This is a genomic window from Sediminibacterium sp. FW305-C-61 (assembly GCF_058231065.1).
Window position 1 is genome coordinate 1,115,812 of sequence record NZ_JBIQXR010000001.1, and the last position, 23,347, is coordinate 1,139,158.

The window sequence follows — 23,347 nt, forward strand, 5'->3', positions numbered from 1 at the left end:
ATTTTTTGCAACAATGATGTAATTTTTGAATGAGTACTATATATTTGCAACATAGTAGCAAAAAATGATAGTATGAAGCACTTATTCAAAAGCATGTTGTTATTGGTTTTGGTGTTAATCTCTGCCGGTGCATTGGCACTGCCCGAAACACCACCCAAGGCTAAACTTTCCGGAGTAGTAACTGATACCAAAGGTCAGCCACTGGCAGGAGCAGCCATTTATCTTCATGAGGCCAGAACGGGAACCGTGGCTGGTGCAGACGGACATTTTTCTACGCCTGAAGTTCCTGCAGGTAAATACCTGGTTGAAGTTTCCTACCAGGGATTTGCAAGTGTGTTGGAAATCATAAACATCACAGAGAACCTGAGCCGCAATTTTACTTTAAAAGAAACCTATGCCGAACATGATGCTGTTACAGTAACAGGGGTAGCATCGGCAACCAAAGTGAAGCAATCGGCGCAGCCTGTTTCTATTGTAAAGAAAGCAGACATGCTTCGCTCATCTGGTACCAATATTATTGATGCACTTGGTAAGTTGGTACCTGGGGTATCCGGACTATCTACCGGACCGGCAATTTCAAAGCCTGTTATTCGTGGGTTGGGGTACAACAGGGTGGTAACAATTCACGATGGTATTAGACAGGAAGGCCAGCAATGGGGTGATGAACATGGAATTGAAATTGATGAATATAGTTTACAAAGAGCCGAAGTACTGAAAGGTCCTGCTTCACTTTTATATGGTAGTGATGCGATGGCTGGTGTATTAAACCTGATTACCAATGTGCCGGTTGAACAGGGTACCGCAAGAGGAAACCTGATGAGTGCATTCAACGACAATAATGGGTTGCGTGCCATTAGTGGTAATCTTGCAGCACATGATAAATCGGGCTTTAACTGGAATATATATGGTACCAGCAAATCTGCAGCCGATTACCGCAATAAATATGATGGTCGGGTATTTAACAGTCGTTTCAAAGAGAATAATTTCGGCGGATATTTCGGTATCAATAAAACCTGGGGTTATAGTCATATTCTCATCAGCAGCTTTAACCAAAAGCTTGGAATGGTGGAAGGGGCAAGAGATGCGGCTACCGGTGCATTTCTTATATTTCCGGAATCTCCTGCTGAACGCATAGCAACTAAAGATGAATTAAATAGTCGCGATTTCTATACTCCCGGACAAAACATTAACCACTTTAAAATTGCTTCAGACAACAATATTGCAGTTGGTACCGGAAGGTTAGCACTAAACCTGGGTTTTCAACGCAACCAGCGCAAGGAATTGGGAGACCCCGATGCTCCTACCGTTCCCGAATTATATTTCGACCTGAAAACGGTGAATTATAATATTCAATACCATGCCGCAGAAAAAAATGGATGGAGAACAGCTTTTGGAGTAAATGGTATGTTCCAGCAAAATAAAAACCTGGCAGAGGAAGTATTGATTCCTGAATACAATCAGTTTGATGCGGGTGTTTTTGTATATACCAGGAAAACATTTCAACAGAATCTGACCCTTAGTGGTGGTTTAAGGGGCGATATCAGAACAGTAAAGAGTAAAGGATTTTCAGACGGAACAGAAGTTAAGTTCACAGATTTTACCAGACATTTCGGAAATATTAGTGGTAGTGTTGGGTTGAGTTACAATGTAAATAACGATGTAACACTTAAGTTTAACGTAGCCAGAGGTTATCGTGCCCCAACCGTTTCAGAGCTGGCTAGTAATGGTGCGCACGAAGGAACGAACCGTTATGAACATGGTGATACACAATTGAAAACAGAAACCTCGCTTCAGTTTGATGCAGGTGTAGAAATTAATACAGAACATATTACTGTTAACTTCAACGGCTTCTACAATAAAATCAAGGATTATATTTTTTACAGTAAGCTAACTGCAGTAGGCGGTGGTGATTCGCTAGTAAATGTAGATGGTACAGACATTACCGCATTTCAATTCAGACAATCAGGCGCAAGTCTGGCAGGTTTTGAAATGAATGTTGACCTGCATCCGCATCCATTAGACTGGTTACATTTTGAAAATAGTTTTTCATTGGTGATGGCACAGTTTAATAATGCCATCGACGGAAGTAATCGTCTTCCATTTATTCCTTCTCCCCGCTTGCAAAGTGAGTTAAGGGCCGATTTCAAAAAAGCAGGTAAGGGGTTGGGCAATTTATATTTCAAACTAGAAATGGATAATGTAAGTACGCAGAACCGCATCTTTACCGGGTACAACACAGAAACTGTAACAAATGGTTACACTTTATTTAATGTTGGTGCAGGTACAGATGTGTTACACAAGGGTAAAACATTATTCAGCCTGCATATCGGGTTAAATAATATCTCCGATATAGCGTATCAGAATCACCTGAGTCGTTTGAAGTATACTGATACCAACAATGCTACCGGCAGAACCGGGGTATTTAATATGGGAAGAAATTTCAGCCTCAAACTTAATGTGCCGATTGGGTTTAGACTTTAAGGTTTTATGATCATAAGGATTGCCACTGAGGGCACAGAGAAGCACAGAATCGTTTCAGTGTATTTCTGTGCCCTCAGTGGCAATAATTAAAAGCTAAACCTCCTCTGAACTTATTGCTTGCATCTTCCCTCTGGTTTCTTATTTTTAGGTATGGAGATCAACCTAAACACCCCTGCACTGTTGTTTCCGGCAATCAGTTTGATCATGCTGGCATATACCAACCGATTTCTTTCTTTGTCTAACCGGATACGCAATCTTCATGAAAAGTACCAGAGCCATGAACAAAAGCATATTATTCATGGACAAATAAAAAATCTGCGCTATCGGTTGAAACTGATTAAAAATATGCAGGCGCTTGGTGTTGTAACATTTTTGGGATGCATTATTTGCATGTACCTTATTTATACCCAGTTTATGATAGCAGCCAATGTGGTCTTTGCTATCAGCCTAATTTGTTTTGCAGCATCATTATTTCTCTCACTTATCGAAATTCAGCTAAGCACCAAAGCGCTTGAACTGGAACTAAGTGATATGGAAGGACTGGAAGACCCTTCGGTGATTGAATATTTCCGCAAAAAATTTGGGAGGGACTGAGGGAACAGAGGAATATGAAATAAGGAATAAGAAATAAGAAAGGGAAAGAAAAATACTTTCTCTGTTCCTTATTTCTTATTCCTTATTTCTTATTCCTTATTTCTTATTCCTTATTTCTCTGTTATTATCCCACTGCTAACGTTTTCCTTTCCCCAATCTGCTGTCTCCACATTGCATAATAGAGACCTTTTTCGTTGAGCAGGCTTTGATGGTCGCCGGTTTCTACTACCTGTCCTTTTTCCAGTACATAGATTCTGTCGGCATGCATGATGGTGCTTAATCGGTGTGCAATCATAACCGTAATCTGTTCTTTTTCACGAGAAATCTGGCGGATGGTATTGGTGATTTCTTCTTCTGTAATACTATCGAGGGCAGAAGTGGCTTCGTCGAAAATCAGCAGGTGAGGATGGCGTAATAAAGCGCGCGCAATTGAAAGACGTTGTTTTTCACCTCCACTTAGTTTTAGACCACCTTCGCCGATCATCGTATCTAACCCTTTTTCTGCGCGGGAAAGGAGGTTATCGCAACTGGCTTTATGTAAGGCTTCCAGCAGGTCGGCATCTGTAGCTTCAGGATGAACGAAGCTGAGGTTTTCGCGGATAGTACCGGCAAATAGTTGGGTGTCTTGTGTAACAAAACCGATCTGATTCCTGAGTTCATCAAAATTCATATCGGAGCCATTGATTGTGTTGTAATAAATATGTCCTTCCTGTGGTCTGTATAAGCCAACTAATAGTTTTACCAATGTACTTTTCCCAGATCCTGAAGGGCCGACGAATGCAATGGTTTCGCCTTTTTTTACATCGAATGATATACCATCTAATGCGCGGTATTGAGCTGTTTGATGTTTAAATGCCACTTTATTGAATTCCAGTTCTTCAATCAAACCAACCTGTTTTGGATGTGTGGGTCTTGGTTCAACTTTTTTCTCCATCAGGTTATGGAAATTATTGAGTGAAGCTTCGGCTTCGCGATAACTCATAATGATGCTGCCTATTTCCTGAAGTGGTCCAAAAATAAAGAAGCTATAAAACTGAAGGGAGATAAGTTGTCCAACGGTTAATACATCACGATAGATAAGCCACATGAGGGTGAACGTAATTACCTGTCTTAAAAAGTTTACCATGGTACCCTGTATGAAACTAAGTGAGCGGATGCTCTTCACTTTTTTCAGTTCCAGTCCAAGTATTTTATAAGTGTTGGTATTTAATCGTTTAACTTCCTGGTCTGTAAGTCCAAGGCTTTTTACTAGTTCAATATTGCGTAAGCTTTCTGTGGTAGAGCCAGCCAGGGAAGTTGTTTCTTTTACGATTGTTTTCTGGATGATTTTTATTTTCTTACTAAGCAGGTTAGTTACGAAAGCAATTAACACAGCGCCGCCTAAGAAGATAGGGATGATAGACCAGTGCAGTTTAGTTGCATAAATGGAAACGAAAATCACGCTTACAATAATTCCGAACAGAACATTGATAACATATCCGATGAATTTCTCTGTGTCTGATCTAACCTTGGTTAAGATAGACAGGGTTTCGCCGCTGCGCTGGTCTTCAAATTCCTGATAGGGCAGTTGCATGGAGTGTTTAAGTCCATCGGTAAAGATTTTGGCCCCGAATTTCTGAATAATCACATTCACGGTATAGTCCTGAAAAGCTTTGGCAATACGACTAACCATGGCTGTTCCTACCAGAAGGAGGAGCATGGTCATAATGCCATTGATGAACTGACTTTCTGTACGAAAACTGCCATCTATGGTAGTTTTTGGGTGATTGGCAAACTGATCGATCAGCTTTCCAAAGATCATCGGATCGAAAAGGGAGAAGGTCTGGTTGATGCCGGCAAGCAGTAAAGCCAGTGCCACCAGCCATTTATAGGGCTTAAGATAGTGTAAGAGTATTTTCATGAAATGTAGTTGAAGCTAATTTTAGTCAATTTCCGTACAAATTTCGAGAAAGTGACAAAATGCCGGGGAGGGGTGAATTGTGAATGGTCAATGGTGAATAGTGAGTAGGGCTTGTCTAGCCCCCTCTTCTTACTCACTACTCGCTATTCACCATTGACCATTGACCATTCACAATTCACACTTGTTAATAATAAGATATTCTTACCCTGTTCAATTGCATGTGATTAATCGGTAACTTACAAAAACCTTCCAAATATGCGTTGGAGAAAATTTAATGGTGAACAGATCCAGTTGCCAATTAAAGAAGCGGTGGCCGAGGCCATCAGGCGCGAAACGGCAAAGGGAATTAAGCTCAAAGTATGTATTGGTACCGACAGCCAGGTAAAAGGCGAAGACACTGAATTTGCTACAGTGATCGTTTTTTTGCGTGAGCATAGCGGAGGCTTTATGTACATACATAATGAGAAAACAAAACAGAAATACCACATCAAGGAAAGGATGTTGGTTGAAGTAGCCAAAAGTATTGAGATTGCGTACGAACTATGCGACCTGTTTATTGAACACCAGGTTGAGATGGAAGTACATGCCGATATCAATACCAATCCGCAGTTTAAAAGCAATGATGCATTAAGAGAAGCCATGGGTTATATTCTCGGAATGGGCTTTGCGTTTAAAGCCAAACCCGAAGCTTTTGCAAGTAGCTGTTGTGCGGATAAGGTGGTGAATTAATATTGCATTTACGTTGGTTTGTAACAGTAAGGTTGCTGTTACTGCATTTTTGTCTCTTCTGGTTAATGTTTACAAGTTTGTACCTACATTAATTACTTTCTCAGAATCATAACTGTCGGGGGAAAATAATCTGTAAGCTTCTAGCCTCTAGCGATTGCTGTCCGAGGAAATTTAACCGCAAGCTGTAGGTGTCGCGTATGATGAAACACATATTTTCATGATTTTAAGGATTTATCATGATAGATCTTGAAAATCATGAAGATCCGTGTTCTATTAATAGCAGATAATGCATTTACGGCAAGCAAATATTTCTTTGAGCAACTGACTTTAAATTTTCTCCCCCTCTAATTCCATAAAAAGCAAAAAATCTAAAATAAGCACCCATCAAGGCTTGTAGCTTGCGGCTTGCAGCTTGAAGCCAATTTTCTCTGGACAGTCATGTCTCCGAATTCTAACCTATTAAGAGAAGTTTGTAAAAGAATCTGAGTGTTATACAGGTAAGGTCTGTTAATTATTTTGAAGCTTACTACTCTGTGTTCGCATAAAACAAGAGATGCTTATCCCGAATAAGTATAAGTATCTGTCCCACTACGCAAGCACCGCAGTGTCTTAGTATATCTTTGGCAGACGTCAGTATGCAAACACTAACTGAAAAAATGAGGGTTGCTGTATCTATTTATGAGCTTTAAAGAGTTGGTGATTAATAAACTAAAGGAAAAAACATGGGTAAAGCGATAAAGATAACCGATGACCTCTTACTATCAAAGATACTGGACATACGGGGACATAAAGTAATGATTGACCGGGATATGGCGGAACTGTATGGAGTGCCGACCAAGCGGTTGAATGAACAGGTGAAACGCAATATAAAAAGGTTCCCGGCGGATTTTATGTTCCAGCTAACGGAAGACGAGAAAGCTGAGGTGGTCGCAAAATGCGACCACCTCAGCACCATAAAATATTCACCGAATTTACCGTATGTGTTTACGGAGCATGGGGCGGTGATGCTGGCCAGTGTGTTGAACAGTGTAAGAGCGATAGAAGTGAATGTTAGAATCGTAAAACTATTCAATGCCATGCGGGAGGTATTGCGAACTAACCAGACCTTATTACTAAAGCTGGAGAAAATAGATAAACATCTACAGGGGCAGGGTCATACGCTCAGGCAGCATAATGAAGAGATAGGTGTGTTGTTCGAATTGATAGATGAGTTGCGGAAGGAGAATGAGCAACCACCAGTACGTAATCCGATTGGCTTTAAGCCACAACCAATAAAAAAATAGCAGGAATATATCTCTAAGATCAATTCTTCTTTCTCGGAAGGGTGTTCAAAAAAAAAATAGTTTGTCTCAGATTATGTGGAAACAAATAAAAAGGGAAACACTTCTGAAAAAGGAATTAGGTTTTATACAACTTAACGCTTAAATCTGGAACAGTTTTCTCTTTAATTTCTTTCAATTATTTTGTTATTTCATTATTGCACGATTCAATAAACACCAGCATCTCCTCTCTACCCAATTTCTTCTCCGCACTAGTCACAAAATGCCTGGGCAAAAACTGCCAGGTGGTTTTTAGTGTATCGAAAAAAGCTTTGATATTCCTTTCCACTACCGCAGGTTTTTCTTTATCTGTTTTCGTAAACACCAATGAAAAAACCACACCCCATTTATCTAATTGACTAATGAATTCAAGATCATTTTTTTGTGGGCCATGTCTGCTGTCGATTAATACAAATACCTGTGTAAGATTTTCACGCTTGCGGAAATAGCCTTCAATCATTTGCTCCCATCTTCGTCTGTCACTCTGCGAACGTTTGGCATAACCATATCCCGGTAAGTCTACCAGATACCATTTTGAATTTGGTCCTTTGTTGCCTGTACTGCTTTCTATTACAAAATGGTTGATCAATTGTGTTTTACCTGGTGTTGCAGATGTCTTAGCCAAACTACGCTGACCTGTCAGCATATTAATCAGTGAAGATTTTCCCACATTACTTCTGCCGATAAATGCATATTCAGGATAATCCGGTTTTGGACATTTATCGAAGCTTGGACTTGAGATCAGGTAGGTGGCTTTCTTTATTTCCATCCTGTAAAACTACTAAAAAGCCGGCTGACTGCTGTTAGCCGGCTTTTTAGTTGGGAAAACTTATAGGCATTGCTTTCCGGTGAAATTTAGCTGCGAGTTGAAAGTCGCGTGTATGATGGAACACAGATTATCATGATTTTCAGGATTTATCATGATAGATCTTGAAAATCATGATAATCTGTGTTCTATTAATACCAGATAGTGAATCAACAGCAATCTATTATTTCTTTAACCAGCTCATTTTAAATTATCCCAACTCTTTTATTCCATTCAAAGCACAAAGCTTATAACAAACACAAGTCCAGGCTTGCAGCTTGCAGCCTGTGGCTTATAGCTAATTGCTCTATCTATAACTGGTTAAAATGACACCCTTACACTTGCAATAAGATTGCTGCCGGCTGCTACTACACCAGAGGAATAAGGGCGATATAGTTGATTCGTTATATTCTCCCAGCCTAACTGTGCACTTACATTACCTGTGATACGGTAAGCTGCCTTGCAGTTTATTGTGTACCAGGAAGGCGCATAAGGTTTGCCATTTTGATCCACAGCATAAATAGCTGTTTTCGTTTGTTCACTTGGAGCAAGGTCTTTATTGGCTATTTCACTGTTATAATCCATCGATACCTGAATCGTTAGGTTATTTCTTTCGAAATTAAACTGTGTACTACCAAAAAATGGAGGTGCATGCCTTAACGGTACCTGTTCATTTTTGGTATCATCTGTTTCTTCTCCTTTAATCCAGTTAAGCTTTGTTTGCCAGTTTAGGTTTGGGGTAAAATACCATTGCCATCCCGTTTGTATTCCCCACACTTTTGCACTGGCAACATTTTGTATGGCTTCTACATTACTCATGGTTCCGTCGTACATAATGGTGCTTTGTCCATTAAACTGAAATGGCCTGCGCGTAAGAGCATTGTTGAGCCAGGAATAAAACAGGTTTACATAGGCATTGAATTTTTTTGAGCGGTTGTATTGCAAACCCCATTCAGCATTCCATGCATACTCCGGTTTAAGGTTTACATTGGGCACAACAACAACTCCGGGGGCGCTTTCAAATACTTTTCCTATATCATCAATATTTGGCATCCGGAATCCTGATGAAACAACACCACTCATCTGCCATTCTTCCGACATCTTGTAAACAAGGCCCGTACTCATGGTAATATTTCCCGCATTGAGAGAAGCATTGGTAAAGGGAAACTTAAAGAATGTAGTATCGAAGTTTGCTTTTACATTATTATGATTGTAACGCAAACCGGCTGATAGTGTTAGGTTTTCCTTCAACTTGTTTTTATAACTCAGGTAAATAGCGATGGAATTCCAGGTAGCTCCATCCGGATACCTTGATGCAACTTTTGTAATGCTGCCGTTGGATATGTTTTGACTGATACCCTCAGACCCAACTTTGTTATAGACAAACTCAGCACCGTAAAATAATTCCTGTTTGCTGTTCAGTTGTTTTTGTAAGTCGAGATTTACAGCCGTTGCCAAAACGGTTTCTGTTTGTGTGCGTCGGTTATTGTTGCCTCTTCTTCTGTCTATACGACTTTCTTCATAATCCTGAACAGATATGGTTAGCCTGGCCTGATCATAAATACCTGCTTTCTGTTTATGCTGCACCTGCAAATGATGCATTAGCCAGTCTTGCGGCCCATAGTTCCACTCAGCAAACCGTAATGCCCCACTGGCATATTCAATCAGCCTGTCGTAGCGGGGTATATTCGAAGTAGTTGAGTAATGAAAACCATATTGCAGGTCCCAGTTTTCAGTGGGCTTATACCGTAGTTTGTTTATGAAATTGCGCTGTTGGTATCCTGTAAAACGTTGTACACGAGAATCCGGGTTGGTAAATATAACATCGGCATTACCAACCCTTTGGACATACTGTGGGCGCAGGTAGCCAGACTGCCCGCCATTTTTTCCCATTTTCAGGTCACCAAAATCACTGTAGCTGAAACTGGAGAGGAAGGAAAGTTTATTACCTGCAATATTGAAATCAGCATGCAATGTTTTTTCCTGATTGGCAGTTGAATAACGGGTAGCAGCATTTCCTGTAACCAGTGTTTTCTTACCGGTACTGAATTTTGGATTAAGTGTATGAAAATCCATTACTCCACCAATTGCATCACTTCCATATAAAATTGAACCCGGACCAAATATCACTTCAGCATCTTCCAGGGCAAGGGGATCGAGAGAAATTACATTCTGAATATTACCACTTCTGTAAATGGCATTATTCATTCTTACACCATCAACCACAATTAATACCCTGTTGGTTGCAAACCCTCTGATCATCGGACTTCCACCTCCTTGCTGACTTTTCTGTATAAAAACCTCACCGGTAGTGCCTAAAAGATCGGCCATGGTTTGAGGATTTTTTAGCCTGGTTTGTTTTAAGTTAATCTTTGTAATCCGGTTGGGTATTTCATTTATTTTTTGTTCCCACTTGTTGTAGGAAACAACCACTTCATCGAGTGCTTTGCCTGATATAATACTGTCTTTAACTTGTTGTGCCTGTATCGTATTACTGAATAGCAGACATGTTGCTGCACAACATGCCCATGCTATGTTAAATCGCATATATTACTGTTTAAAAAGTTAGATAAATAATCAGCTTAAAAACAGTCATTGCTTTGGTGGCGGTAAAAGAATACCTGGCTGGAATTGAGGCTTTAAAAGCTCATAATAAGCACCATGTTGGCGCTTAAATAAATGCAGAAGATTTTTGGTAAATAGTTGAGTCCCCTCATGTATGCTTACAAAGTAGGAAGCATATTCAAGCAATAGAGGAGATTTTTGATTGTCTTCCGTAGTATCATCCAATAGTTGGTACAATGCTTTTTCCTGATGGTCGTAAAGTCCTTTTACCAGATAGCTTCCATCGGGTAATTTTTCAATGCTGCTTACGTCGAAAAGTACATCGTTAATGATGAGTTCTTCATCTTCTTCATACCACTTCAAACTTGTTAAATGAACTGTGTTTAATTCTTTCGATTTAAAAGCACGTTTCATTTCAGCGTGGATAGATTTTTCCTGAATATAAAATAAAACAAAACCTGTTAGCGGGAATGCCACTAACAGGAGTAAAATAAATGCAATTATTTTTTTTAGTTCCGGCAAATCAATTGCGTTTTCTAATGAGGCTGTCTATGGGGTAATGAGCTTTCATGGTATCCATAACGGCCTGTGCCCAGGAGGTAAGAGTTACCCTTTCTTCATCACTTAATTTAGCATTACGGTGAATCCAGGTATAAGAATCGAGAGGCATTTCTTTTTCTTTCACCTGCTCCACTACCTCTTCCATTTTATGGTATTGTTTTCTTAAGCTATAGGTACTGTATTCATCGAAATTCAAATGCTTTTTTCCTTCTTTAATATGGTCATCTAACCACCATGTAACCGGTTGTACAGCAGCATACCAGGGATAAATGGTGTTATTGGTATGGCAGTCGTTACAGGCTTTTGTAAGTATGGTATTTACATCTGCTGAAACGGCATACATCGTATTGATATTTTTGCTTTTATCAGCAGATACATTTTTTTCCGGACGGAAAAACTGTATCGCTATAAATGCGATCAATAAAATAACCAGGATTTTTTTAAAGATTTTCATGTTAAAAGGGTTGTTGAGGGTATTAAATTAACACATTTCCTGTCATCTCCTTTGGAATGGGTAAACCCATAACTGTTAATATGGTAGGAGCAAGATCGCCCAGTTTACCTTGTTTTATCGGAGCGTTCCATGTTCTATCGATGATAAAAAACGGAACAGGATTTAGTGTATGTGCTGTATTTGGACTTCCATCTTCATTGATCATAAAGTCGGCATTGCCATGGTCTGCAGTGAGGAATATGGTGTAGCCGTTTGCGAGTCCGGCAGTAACAACCCTGTTTACACAGGCATCTACAGTTTCTGCTGCTTTGATGGCTGCAGAGAATACACCTGTATGTCCAACCATATCTGTGTTGGCATAATTCAGGCAAATGAAGTCAGCGGAACCAGCTTCAATTTCCGGGATGAGTTTATCGGTAATTTCAACGGCACTCATTTCAGGTTGGAGATCGTAAGTGGCTACTTTTGGTGAAGGCACCATGATTCTTTTTTCACCTTTATAGGGTTCTTCCCTTCCACCACTAAAGAAAAAAGTAACATGGGGGTATTTTTCTGTTTCTGCAATACGTATCTGTGTTTTACCATTTGCTTCGAGTACTTCTCCCAAGGTGTTGGTTAAATTATCGTTCTCGAAAATGACATGCACATTTTTAAACTTATGATCATACAATGTCATGGTGGTATAATGGAGGTTAAGCGGCTCCATATCAAACTCTGGAAATGATTGCTGGGTAAGTACTTCCGTAATTTCGCGACAGCGATCAGTTCTAAAATTGAAGCAAATAACTGCATCGCCTTCCTGTATAGCAGCAATTGGTTGACCCTGATCATTGGTAATAACGGTAGGTAGGATAAATTCATCCGTAATACCGGCTTCATATGCTTTTTCAATAGCACTAATGGCATTTGGTGCTGTTGGACCTGCAGATTTAACAAGGCAGTCATAAGCCATTTTTACCCTTTCCCAGCGTTTATCTCTATCCATGGCGTAATAACGTCCACTAACGGTTGCAATAGTTCCTGCAGAATTGGCGAGGTGATTTTGAAGTTCAGTCACAAAACCAAGACCGCTTTTAGGATCTGTATCCCGTCCATCAGTAAACACATGTATGAATACTTTTGTGAGTCCTTTTTGCTTGCATAAATCGCAGATGGCTTTCAGGTGGTTAATATGAGAGTGAACCCCACCATCGCTCACTAAACCTATGAGGTGTAATGCCTTATCCTGATTTTTTGCATAACTCAGCGAATCCTGAAATGCAGTATTGCGTGCTAATTCACCAGATTTAATAGCAACATTAATACGCTGTAATTCCTGGTATACAATTCGTCCTGCGCCAAGGTTAAGATGCCCCACTTCACTGTTTCCCATTTGTCCCTCCGGTAAACCAACCTCTTCTCCACAGGTTACAAGCGTTGTATTTGGATAGTTTTTGTATAATGAACTAACAAATGGCACATTTGCCTGTTGGATGGCATCAGCGGAAGCTGTTTTTCCAAGTCCCCAACCATCCATAATAACTAAAATTACTTTCTTGCTCATATAATAAAATGATCTTTTGCGTTAATTGCTGATTTGGTACTAACTTTAGCGATATACCAGATTCTCCCAAAGTTGGCATGTTTTTGGCAAATAGTAAGGGAGAATACAAAATAAAATGACTGAAATTGGCCTTATTTGGTTGGTTAATAGAACATAGAAATGTTTATTGGCAAATTAAGGTGGCTAAATCTATAAAAATTAAGACATGAAAACGTTTTTTTTAACCTTCGGACTGGCTTTCGCACTGGTTTCTTTTACCGTTCAGGGACCAACTGATGCGATAGTGCGCTCACTGAAATCTGCTAGTGCAGAACAGGTGGCATCTCATTTTGAAGATTATATTGATATGAAGCTGCTTGAAAAAGATGAGGTAAAAAATATGAGCAAACCCCAGGCAACTATTGCGCTCAAGAGTTTCTTCAGCGATAAGGGTATCAAGGGATTTGAGAAAGTATCTGAACGTGAGATTGGTAACACCATGTATATGACGGGAAAGCTACTTAATAATGATAAGGGATATAATATAACCGTAATGCTGAAACAGAAAGAAGGGCATTACCAGATACTTACGGTGCGGATAAATTAATCCGGATAGTTTTGTTGATAGAGACCATAGTCCATGGTCCATGGTTTATGCCTCCCATTAGGGCAGAACTTTTAAACAGGCCTGTTTTTCTTGTATGCTTCAATTAGTTTTGTTAAATGAATCGATTCGATGAACAGTTGGAGATACTAGTTAAAGCAGCACTGGTAGAAGATATTGGCAGTGGCGATCATTCCACACTTAGTTGTATTCCGGCAAACAAACAGGGGAAAGCGGTACTTAAGATAAAGCAATCTGGCATTTTAGCTGGGGTTACTGTAGCGGAAAAGATATTCCTTATGCAAGATCCCCAGGCAATATTTACCACATACAAGCAGGATGGCGATTCGATGAAAGCAGGTGAAGTTGCTTTTGATGTAAGCACTTCAATCCATACCATTCTTTCCTGCGAACGATTGGTGTTAAATTGTATGCAGCGCATGAGCGGCATAGCAACGCTTACTAAACAATACACGGACCTGCTGAAAGGATATCATACCAAATTGCTTGATACGCGAAAAACAACACCCAATTTCAGACTGCTCGAAAAAGAAGCTGTGCGTATTGGGGGAGGTATAAATCATCGATTTGGGTTATATGATATGATTATGCTGAAAGACAATCATATTGACTATGCTGGGGGGATTGTTCCCGCAGTTGAAAAAGCATATAATTATATTCAGGATAACAAGCTTTCACTAAAAATAGAAGTTGAAACAAGAACATTGGATGATGTAAAAACGGTTTGTAGCATCGGTAAAGGAAAAGTATTCCGCATTATGCTGGATAATTTTTCACCTGATCAAATAAAGGAAGCACTTAATATTATCGACAGTCAATATGAAACCGAAGCGAGCGGAGGTATCAATTTAACTACCATTACATCTTATGCAGCAACCGGGGTTGATTTTGTCAGTGTAGGTGGACTTATTCACCAGGCCCAAAGCCTTGATTTAAGCCTGAAAGCTGTTATAACAGCATAACTTTGTTTTATTGGATTTCTTGGACCTTTACTTTATCTTGCTTATGTAGGTTTAGTACAAACGCTGAGCAGAAATGATAAAGTATATTTTTACGGGCTGTTTACAGTTTTTATTCTTAACATATACAGTTGCCCAAACTGTAAAAGCTGATTCTCTGATTCGATCACTCTCTACGATGAACAGAGACACACAGTATGTGCGTTTTCTTAATCTTATCTCTGAAGAACTATCTGACAAGGAAGCAGATAAATCGCTCGAATTTGCATTACAGGGGCTTACCTTATCTAAACAATTAAAATTCATAAAAGGAGAAGGTAACTCACTGAATAATATTAGTTGGGCATATTACCGCAAAGGTGATTATTCAAAAGGCTTTGATTATGCTTTACAAGCATTACATTTAAACGACTCTATTACCAACTTACCACAACTCGCTATTTCGTACCGGAATATTGGTGCAATCTATAATTCCCAGGCAAAATACAGGGAGTCGATGGACTATTTCAGAAAAGAAATGCGCATTCACCAACAATTGAATAACCCGTATGGTGTTGGGCGTAGTCTGAATAATATCGCTTTTTCCGCCCATCGCGGAAAATACAGGGATTCAGCTTTGATAATAGGTCAGAAAGCACTTGAACATAACTATAAATTAGGTGATAAATACCTCATTGCATTCTGCCTTCGTACACTTGGAGATATTTATATGGAAGAAGGCGAAACAGATAAAGCCATCAATTATTTAACCCGCTCAGTAACTGCTGCCAGACAGGCAAACAGTAACTTTATTATCGAAACATCCTTATATCGATTGGGGAAGGCATATCAGTCTAAAAAGCAATGGCAACAATCGATTCTTTATTTTAATGAGGCTGTAAAAGTGGCCAGTCAGCTAGGCGCAAAAGGAGAACAGGCAACTATTTATAAGTTACTATCTCAATCTTATACCGCTATTGGTGATTATAAAAAAGCTTATGAAGCACAATCTGCACACATTACACTGAATGATACATTATTTGAAGAAAGGAGTCGTGCGAGATTTGCTCAGATGCAGGTGGCATTCGAAACAGAAAAGAAGCAAACAGAAATTAATCTGTTAAAGAAAGAAGATGAAATTAAAAATGCCAAAATAAAAGAACAACGTTTGTTTACAATCCTTTTACTGGTTGTAACCGGCTTGGTACTGGCACTTTGGTTGGTATCGTGGAGAAGAAATAAATTCAAGCAACTAGTGAACAAACAGCTTCGTCAACAAAAGGAAGCATTGGAAGAAGCCTCACATACAAAGGATAAAATATTTTCTATTCTTTCTCATGATTTAAGAACACCTATTAGTTCTTTAACTAGTGTATTAAATTTATTTGAGCAACAAAACTTATCCGAAGAAGCATTTGTAAAAATAAAAGCTGCCTTGGGTAAACAGATTGGTTCATTGAATACAACACTAGATAACCTCTTGTTATGGTCAAGAAACCAAATGGGTGGTGTTACAGATGTTAGACCTGCTGCTATTGCTGTATTTGAAATAGTGGAAAATAACCGGCATTTATTAATGGCCACGGCTAATCAAAAGAAAATCGCCATAAATAATGATGTGCCCGCAAATGCCAGTTTATTTGCAGATGTACATCACTTTGATATTGTTATCCGAAATCTATTACTGAACGCGCTTAAGTTTACCAATGCTGGTGGTAATATTGCGGTTTCATTTACCGAAACAAGTGATACAGCTACTATATCGGTTAGTGATACAGGTGTTGGAATGACCGCCGAACAGTTGGGTAAGCTGTTTAAAATCAATACGCATTTTACCACCGCAGGAACCAGGAACGAAAAAGGTGCCGGATTGGGTTTATTACTCTGTAAGGAATTTGTGGAAGCAAATCATGGTACACTTTTAGTAAACAGTGAACCGGGTAATGGTTCTGTGTTTTCCGTTACTTTGCCAAAAAAATAAGATGGGTAAGAAAAATATATCTGATAAAAATGGTTTTGTCTTTAGTACAGATCCCAATTTCCGGTTTGAGCAGGAGGAGCAGGTGCCGCAAGAAACCCTGGCCCCGGCAAGCCAGCATTTGAAGATTCTGTTAGACAAAAAACAACGCGCAGGTAAAGTGGTAACACTTGTAACCGGATTCGTGGGAACTGAAGAGGACCTGGAAAAACTAGGCAAACAATTAAAGAACTTCTGCGGTACTGGCGGCTCCGTAAAAGACGGCGAAGTCATGATACAAGGCGACCAGCGCGATAAAGTGTTACAATGGCTGATTAAACAAGGGTATGGGAAAAGCAGGCTTTGAGAACAGAGGAATAAGGAACAGAGGAATGAGAAAGTGAGTATTCCTTGATATCACTTACTCATTCCTTAATCCGGCGCGATGAAGTGTTACAAATGCTGATTAAACAGAGGAATAAGGAACAGAGGAACCGAGGAATGAGAAAGTGAGTATTCACTTAACATCACTTTCTCATTCCTTATTTCTTATTCCTTATTTCTTATTTCTTATTTCTCTGTTTCAAACCCCACTTTCCTATGTGTGCCATCGCAATAGGGTTTGTTGGATGATTGGCCGCAGCGGCAAAGGGCTGTTTTTCCTTGCTTCACTTCCTGGGTTCCATCGCCGTGAGTGATGATACAGTCTGAGGTGATTAATATTGGACCATCTTTTTTTATCTCAATATTCATGATGCTGGCAGCTTCTGAAACTACAGCAGTTTCTGCGGCGGGTTCTCCCTCTGCGTTCATATAATAACTCAATGCTCCGCTTGGACATTTTCTCACTTGTTCTATAATAGTTGCTGTGTCGGATGCTTCCATGTTTACCCAAGGCTTTTTTGCCGGATCAAATACGGATCTTAATTGTGTCCAGCAAATACGGCTATGAATACAGGTGTCTGGTTTCCAAACAACAGTTACTTCATTATTGGTGTATTTAAAAGTTGACTTTGGCATTGGGTGGGAGTTTATAAAGTAAGATACGAATAAGTTAAAATTCAAAAGTCAAAATTCAAAAGTCAAAACTTCATTTTTGACTTTTGACTTTTGAATTTTGATTTTTTAATAGTCTATCTCTAATTTCAACCTGTCTCTCAGTTCTTTTACCAGCGGGTATTGTTCTGCAATGCGTTCAAATTTCTGTTTACTGTTCAGGCGCATATGTACAGGTACTTCTTCTCTTTCGGTTGCTTCAACCAATATGTTGAATACAATTGCGCGGTTATTGAAAGCGGTTTGTATAAAATCTATCAGCATCATTCTTTCTTGCTCAACAAATTTTTGAGCGGTAAGTGCTGGTACAGTTACCGTAAAATGAATATCATCTTCAATGTCAAGAATCGCCATTTTGAAAGTTCCGGCCGAAGAATGTTTTTGCTGCTGTTCCAGTTTAGCAGCATATTCGTTCCAGCACTGGGTAAGCTTTTCCATGTTCAATACTTCTGCTTCTTTTACTTCTTCGATGGCATATTGATCACCCACTTTTTCACGCAGGGCCTCTAAAAGGCTTTTTTTAGGGCCATTGTTATTTGTGGTTGGCAATGGCCGGGGCGCAGGTGCAGTTGGTTTAACGGCGGGTTGAACAATAGTTTTTGCTGGAGCAGGCTTTTCTTCAATATATAATTTAGATGCTTTGTTCTCGGTAACTACTGGCTTTGTCTGTAAGGAAGGAATACTTCTGGTTCGGAATGCTACCGGACCATCAAGTCGTTTTTTTTTAATTACCTGTCCATTTTCAGTGGAAAGTTCTAAAGCCTGTTGTAGAAAATTGAGTTTTATGATCGTAAGTTCAACATGTAATCGTTTGTTACGGGCCAGTTTGAACTGAATTTCTCCTTCGTTCAAAATATTGAGTGCACTAACCAGGTACGACATGCTCATAGCGGCGGCTGTTTGTGCATATTTCTCCTGTAAGCCTTCAACCACATCTAGTAGTGCGGCAGATTTAGGGTCTTTACATACCAGCAGGTTTCTTATAAATTCTGCAAAACCATTCAGTACAAGGTCTCCTTCAAAACCTTTTCTGTTTATTTCATCATATAAGAGCATTGCTCCTGCCAAATCTTGTTCCTGTAGGGAAAGAAGTAATTTGAAATAATAATCTTCATCAAGAATATTGAGGTGCTCAAGTGTATTTTGATAAGTAACCGTTCCGTTGGTAAAGCTTACGATTTTATCCAGGATACTCAGTGAGTCGCGCATGCAACCTTCACTTTTCTGGGCAATAACCTGCAGTGCAGCTTTTTCTGCCTTAATAGATTCTTTTTCAACGATTTCCTGTAAATGTTCCACGGTATCGTTGTTGGTAATTCGTTTGAAATCGAATATCTGACAACGACTCAAAATAGTGGGTAGAATCTTATGTTTTTCGGTAGTGGCTAAAATAAATATTGCGTAGGAGGGGGGCTCTTCCAGCGTTTTTAAAAATGCATTGAAGGCGCTGGTACTGAGCATGTGTACCTCATCCACTATATATACCTTGTATTTTCCCGCCTGAGGAGCAAAACGAACCTGTTCAACCAGTGACCGGATATCTTCTACTGAGTTATTGCTGGCGGCATCCAATTCATGGATATTAAGAGATGAACCATTCTCAAATGATACACAACTGTTACAGGTATTGCAGGCTTCCCCCTCTGCAGTTGGATTGGTGCAATTAATTGTTTTCGCAAGAATACGGGCACAGGTAGTTTTACCTACGCCCCTGGGGCCACAAAACAAGAAAGCATGTGCCAACTGATTGTATTTGATGGCATTTTTTAATGTGGTAGTGATATGCGACTGCCCCACCACCGTATTAAAATTCTGTGGTCTGTATTTACGCGCCGAAACAATAAATTTATTATCCATATCAGTGGTGCAATATAAGGATAAGAGATAAGCTACAAGCTACAAGCTCCAAGCTGCAGGCAGAATGTGTAAAAAAATATGTTTTGTAGCTAACAGCCATTGTTGTCCAGGGAAATTTAACCACGAGCTGTAGGTGTCGCGTATGATGGAACACGGATGTTCATGATTTTCAGGATTTATCATGATAGTTCTTGAAAATCATAAAGATCCGTGTTCTATTAATATCATATAGTTCATTTACGGCAACCATCAAAGCTTGTAGCTTGCAGCTTGCATCTTGTGGCTATTTATACTCCATCTCCGGATGTCTTTCAAATGATTTGCTTCTATCGAACAGATACCGGAAAGTAATCATTCGTCGGCTGGGAATGCCACCAAGGCTTTTGTAGATATTCAACATTTTGGGATTCCAGTCGCCTGCCCATCCCATTTCATATTCCTTATACCATCCTTTGTTCTGGATGAGTAAAGCGCTTTCATAAATCATAAAGCTATCTATACCCAGTGCCTGGTATTTTGGAACTACCCCGAATGCCAATCCAGTTAATCGTTTACAGGCTCCGGTTTTTTTCATCCATAACAAATGAAGTTTTTGCCACAGACCGAATTTGCCGTTGAAATGTTTGAAATATTGATTGATATCAGGAATATTGATAAACATTGCGATCGGTTCTTCTTTATAATAGGCAAACCAAACAACACGTTCATCCATGATTGGTTTCATGGTTTTGAATAATTTGATCACCTGTTCTTTTGTGATTTCCTTATTTTCTCCATGCTGTGCCCATGCTGCATTGTAAACAGTAGCAAAATCACCTGCATATTTTTCCAGTTCCGATAGTTTAGCATGTTTTGCCTCATAACCTGGCTTCGACTTAAATTTTGCATGTCGCTCAGGAAACCTTGGAGGTAGAGGATCGTCTACCTGCATGGAATAATAAAACTGGTTATAGTAGTTTTCAAAGCCATAGTTGGTGAATAATTGCTCATAATATGCCGGGTTGAAAGACATGCCATACATGGGTTCTTTATCAAAACCTTCTACCATCAGTCCCCACCATTTATCTCTGTCGCCGTAGTTAATCGGGCCATCCATGGCTTCCATTCCCTGCTCGGTCAACCATTGTTTTGCAGTATCGAAAAGCAGGTTTGCAGTAGCCTGGTCATTAATACAATCAAAAAAACCAATTCCTCCGGTTGGAAATTCTGTGCCTTTGTTGATGTATTTATTACTGGTAAATGCAGCAATCCTACCAACAGTTTCACCATCATCAGTTGTCACAATCCATCGTTTGGCAGTACCGTATTTGAATTGCTTATTCTTTGCTGGATTAAAAACATCATTTACTTCATTATCTAAAGGACGTATATAAGCAGGGTTATGACTATTTAGTCGGGCACTTACCTCCAAGAAGGCCTTAGCTGTTGCGCTATCAGTTACTTCGATTAAATGCATTTTTTGATGGTTTGTGCAAATGTAAGGAAGTCCGGGAGTCCGGGAGCCCGAAAGTCCGGTAGAAAGAGGGTCGGAAAAAGAGAAGTAAACTGAATAATTCCACCCTTCCTTCGGATTCCTATCTAATTATCAAACAACTTCACCGCCATCTTCCTGTCATGATGATAAATATCTTTTCTGAAATTTATTAATCCTTCTTTGTCAACCCAGGCGGTGAAATAAACAATGAATACCGGAAGACTTTTTTGCAAAGGCACCCATTTTTCTTTTTGTAGATGCATGGCACTGTCAATGCGGGTGGATGTCCAGCTACTATCGTTGCGCAATAAATATTGCGCCAGTTTTTTGGGTTCTCCAACACGAATACAACCATGACTAAAACTTCTGCTGCTTTGTGAAAAAAGGTTCCTGTTTGGGGTGTCATGAAAATAAATATTGTAATTATTCGGGAATAGAAACTTTACCAATCCTAATGAGTTCCCTCCTCCGGGTTTCTGCCTGATTACCGGAATTTTTCCTTCTTTAACTATTTCCATATTATGTCTGGCCAGATAATTAGGGTCTTTTTTTATACCGGGAAGTATTTCACCCTGTACAATACTTTCAGGTATGTTCCAATATGGACTGAATACGATGTATTGCAGGCGATCGTTGAAAATAACCGTGTTATTGGCAGATGTACCAACAATAACATTGATATTAAATTGAAGTCTGCCACTATCGTAAACATGCATCATAAATTCCGGAATGTTTACGAGAATATAATTGGTATCCTTTTCCGGGGGCATCCAGCGGAGCCTTTCCAGGTTAATTAATATCTGACGAAGGCGTTGTTTCATCGGGACATTCAACTCTGCAATCATTTTATTCCCAATAACCCCGTCTTCTGTAAGCCCCATCCTTCGTTGATATTGCTTAACGGCTGTTGCAAGAGATTCGTTGAACAGTTGTGATGAGTCGTCTTGAGTAAAATCACCCAGCAACAATAAATGTTTTTTGATACTGCTGATTACTGTCGAACTATCGCCCAATCTTAATGATTTTTTGAGGATAGGGATTGAGTCAAAACCCACATTCTTACTAAGCAAAGAGTATCGATCAATAAATTGCTGCAATTTTTTATACTGACTATTTTGAGGTGCATATAAATCAGCCGATTTATATAAAATGGTGGAATCGAGGAGTGCATGAAGGTCTATCTTTTTTCTCGGGATAAACCAGCCAAGTTCTGCAGCGTCAATATCACTACCATTGTAAACTTTAGACGCATACCTGAAAAACTGTCCCGTTAATAATAGTTCCGTTTTAAGAATAGTCTCATCTGGTATAGGTTGTTTATTTGAATTTTTTTGAACGATAGCATAGAGGGAGTCAAGGGTTGGGTTATAAATACTGCTGTCTGAAAACCCTGAGATATAATTTTTTTGGAGGTTGTAAAAATTATGCGCCTGTTCTGCTAAGCCATTTGAATCAAACCATGCAAATCCATAATTCCGATCCTTATAAAAATCATTGAATTGTTCGGAGAAACCTTTAAAAAAAGGACTTTTATCCAGAAATGCAGAAAGTTTGGTACTGTCGAAGAAACGATTGTTAAATGAGTTGAGGGATGTTATACTGGTATCACGGCTAACGGCTTTCCTGCTTTTGCCATTTTTACAGGAGTAACAAAATAACAACACTGCTAAACTAAAATATAACAACTTCTTGCTCATACAATGAATATACGAAAGCCCCATCACCTGATAAAATTGGGTTCGATAAAGCAATTACTTTAAAATGTTTGGATGATATTATCCAAGAGCGAGCATGGTTGCACTAACAATACCTGCAGTTTCAGTTCTCAATCTTGTATTACCCAATGAAACAGGCTCGAAACCATTTTCCAGGGCATTTGTTATTTCCAGTGGCGTGAAATCGCCTTCGGGTCCGATCAATAAGATAACTTGATTATCTTTTTTTATTTCACTTATTGAAGTCTTTTGATTTTCCTCGCAATGTGCGATTAATTTTTGTGAGTGGCGGCTGGTTTGAATAATATGACTGATTTTTTCTGGCTCATGCAAAATAGGTAACCAGGATTGCTGGCTTTGTAACATAGCTGCTACAACTATTTGCTGCATTCTTTCCGTGCGAAAACGGGTATGTTCTGTACGATCACAAATCAATGGAATAATTTCAGTAACGCCTATTTCTGTTGCCTTTTCAAGGAACCATTCAAAGCGACTTGTATTTTTTAATAATGAAATTGCAAGGGTGATATTTTGCACAGGAGCTTCGGTGATGTATTCCTTTTCAATAATAACCGTGCAATGTCTTTTATCTTCCTGTGCGATACTTGCTGTATATAATCCTCCTTTCCCGTTGGTGAGTTGAAGTTGTTCGCCCGATTTCATCCTTAGTACCTGAATACAGTGTTTACTTGTTTCCTCACTAAGTTGAAAATGAGTGGAGATCAAGGAGACAGCGGGTTCAAAGAAATATGGTAAGGACATATTACGAGATCTACTTTCAAATTACTGGTTAAT

Annotated in this window: 19 protein-coding genes; 8 read left to right on the forward strand and 11 right to left on the reverse strand. The window is 39.3% G+C overall.

The features are described from left to right. Positions 1–72: 72 nt before the first annotated feature. Both ACH30E_RS04815 and ACH30E_RS04820 read left to right on the forward strand, forming a co-directional pair. Positions 73–2,481, forward strand: coding sequence for a TonB-dependent receptor (locus ACH30E_RS04815; RefSeq protein WP_294991182.1), 2,409 nt, complete (start codon positions 73–75; stop codon positions 2,479–2,481). 150 nt (positions 2,482–2,631) lie between these two features. Then, positions 2,632–3,075, forward strand: a complete 444-nt coding sequence (locus ACH30E_RS04820; protein ID WP_294991184.1) for a DUF2721 domain-containing protein — start codon at positions 2,632–2,634, stop codon at positions 3,073–3,075. A 124-nt stretch (positions 3,076–3,199) separates the two neighbouring features. On the opposite strand, the gene ACH30E_RS04825 is transcribed toward ACH30E_RS04820, so the two are convergent. After that, positions 3,200–4,975: an ABC transporter ATP-binding protein gene (locus tag ACH30E_RS04825; RefSeq protein WP_294991185.1), complete on the reverse strand. Its 1,776-nt coding sequence runs from the start codon at positions 4,973–4,975 to the stop codon at positions 3,200–3,202. A gap of 255 nt (positions 4,976–5,230) precedes the next feature. Between ACH30E_RS04825 and ACH30E_RS04830 the strand changes: the two genes are divergently transcribed. Both ACH30E_RS04830 and ACH30E_RS04835 read left to right on the forward strand, forming a co-directional pair. Continuing rightward, positions 5,231–5,704, forward strand: coding sequence for a ribonuclease H-like YkuK family protein (locus tag ACH30E_RS04830; protein WP_294991187.1), 474 nt, complete (start codon positions 5,231–5,233; stop codon positions 5,702–5,704). A gap of 722 nt (positions 5,705–6,426) precedes the next feature. Then, on the forward strand, positions 6,427–6,987 hold the full coding sequence (locus tag ACH30E_RS04835; RefSeq protein WP_294991189.1) for an ORF6N domain-containing protein: 561 nt from the start codon (positions 6,427–6,429) through the stop codon (positions 6,985–6,987). A gap of 175 nt (positions 6,988–7,162) precedes the next feature. On the opposite strand, the gene yihA is transcribed toward ACH30E_RS04835, so the two are convergent. From yihA to gpmI, 5 genes are all read right to left on the reverse strand, one after another. Continuing rightward, a complete protein-coding gene (gene yihA, locus ACH30E_RS04840; RefSeq protein WP_490823891.1) occupies positions 7,163–7,792 on the reverse strand; it encodes a ribosome biogenesis GTP-binding protein YihA/YsxC in 630 nt (209 codons plus the stop codon). Between the two features lie 357 nt (positions 7,793–8,149). Further along, positions 8,150–10,375 carry a TonB-dependent receptor plug domain-containing protein gene (locus ACH30E_RS04845; protein WP_490823892.1) on the reverse strand — a complete coding sequence of 742 codons (2,226 nt, stop codon included), beginning with the start codon at positions 10,373–10,375 and terminating at the stop codon, positions 8,150–8,152. A 45-nt stretch (positions 10,376–10,420) separates the two neighbouring features. Beyond that, complete coding sequence (locus ACH30E_RS04850; protein WP_490823893.1) at positions 10,421–10,915, reverse strand: hypothetical protein; 495 nt, start codon at positions 10,913–10,915, stop codon at positions 10,421–10,423. Between the two features lies 1 nt (position 10,916). Beyond that, positions 10,917–11,408: a heme-binding domain-containing protein gene (locus tag ACH30E_RS04855; RefSeq protein WP_294991196.1), complete on the reverse strand. Its 492-nt coding sequence runs from the start codon at positions 11,406–11,408 to the stop codon at positions 10,917–10,919. A 22-nt stretch (positions 11,409–11,430) separates the two neighbouring features. Further along, positions 11,431–12,951: a 2,3-bisphosphoglycerate-independent phosphoglycerate mutase gene (gene gpmI / locus ACH30E_RS04860; protein ID WP_490823894.1), complete on the reverse strand. Its 1,521-nt coding sequence runs from the start codon at positions 12,949–12,951 to the stop codon at positions 11,431–11,433. A 205-nt stretch (positions 12,952–13,156) separates the two neighbouring features. Between gpmI and ACH30E_RS04865 the strand changes: the two genes are divergently transcribed. The 4 genes from ACH30E_RS04865 (at position 13,157) to ACH30E_RS04880 (ending at position 16,817) form a co-directional block, all read left to right on the forward strand. Continuing rightward, the gene (locus ACH30E_RS04865) at positions 13,157–13,537 is read left to right on the forward strand and encodes a DUF4783 domain-containing protein (protein WP_490823895.1); all 381 of its coding nucleotides are present in this window, start codon (positions 13,157–13,159) and stop codon (positions 13,535–13,537) included. A 116-nt stretch (positions 13,538–13,653) separates the two neighbouring features. Further along, positions 13,654–14,517 (forward strand): carboxylating nicotinate-nucleotide diphosphorylase, encoded by an 864-nt coding sequence (gene nadC / locus ACH30E_RS04870; protein WP_490823896.1) that lies wholly within the window; start codon positions 13,654–13,656, stop codon positions 14,515–14,517. Positions 14,518–14,590: 73 nt separating this feature from the next. After that, the gene (locus tag ACH30E_RS04875; RefSeq protein WP_490823897.1) at positions 14,591–16,474 is read left to right on the forward strand and encodes a tetratricopeptide repeat-containing sensor histidine kinase; all 1,884 of its coding nucleotides are present in this window, start codon (positions 14,591–14,593) and stop codon (positions 16,472–16,474) included. A gap of 1 nt (position 16,475) precedes the next feature. Then, positions 16,476–16,817: a translation initiation factor gene (locus ACH30E_RS04880; RefSeq protein WP_490823898.1), complete on the forward strand. Its 342-nt coding sequence runs from the start codon at positions 16,476–16,478 to the stop codon at positions 16,815–16,817. Between the two features lie 203 nt (positions 16,818–17,020). Here the strand turns inward: ACH30E_RS04880 and ACH30E_RS04885 are convergent, their stop codons facing one another. The 5 genes from ACH30E_RS04885 to ACH30E_RS04905 all read right to left on the reverse strand — a co-directional run bounded on the left by ACH30E_RS04885 (position 17,021) and on the right by ACH30E_RS04905 (position 23,314). Next, entirely contained in the window at positions 17,021–17,470 is a 450-nt protein-coding gene (locus ACH30E_RS04885; protein ID WP_294991212.1) for a (4Fe-4S)-binding protein, read from the reverse strand. A gap of 105 nt (positions 17,471–17,575) precedes the next feature. Continuing rightward, complete coding sequence (locus tag ACH30E_RS04890; protein WP_490823899.1) at positions 17,576–19,363, reverse strand: DNA polymerase III subunit gamma/tau; 1,788 nt, start codon at positions 19,361–19,363, stop codon at positions 17,576–17,578. A 283-nt stretch (positions 19,364–19,646) separates the two neighbouring features. Beyond that, positions 19,647–20,819: a hypothetical protein gene (locus ACH30E_RS04895; protein ID WP_294991218.1), complete on the reverse strand. Its 1,173-nt coding sequence runs from the start codon at positions 20,817–20,819 to the stop codon at positions 19,647–19,649. A 122-nt stretch (positions 20,820–20,941) separates the two neighbouring features. Continuing rightward, entirely contained in the window at positions 20,942–22,534 is a 1,593-nt protein-coding gene (locus tag ACH30E_RS04900; protein WP_490823900.1) for a L,D-transpeptidase family protein, read from the reverse strand. A 78-nt stretch (positions 22,535–22,612) separates the two neighbouring features. Continuing rightward, complete coding sequence (locus ACH30E_RS04905; protein WP_490823901.1) at positions 22,613–23,314, reverse strand: RsmE family RNA methyltransferase; 702 nt, start codon at positions 23,312–23,314, stop codon at positions 22,613–22,615. Between the last annotated feature and the right edge of the window lie 33 nt (positions 23,315–23,347).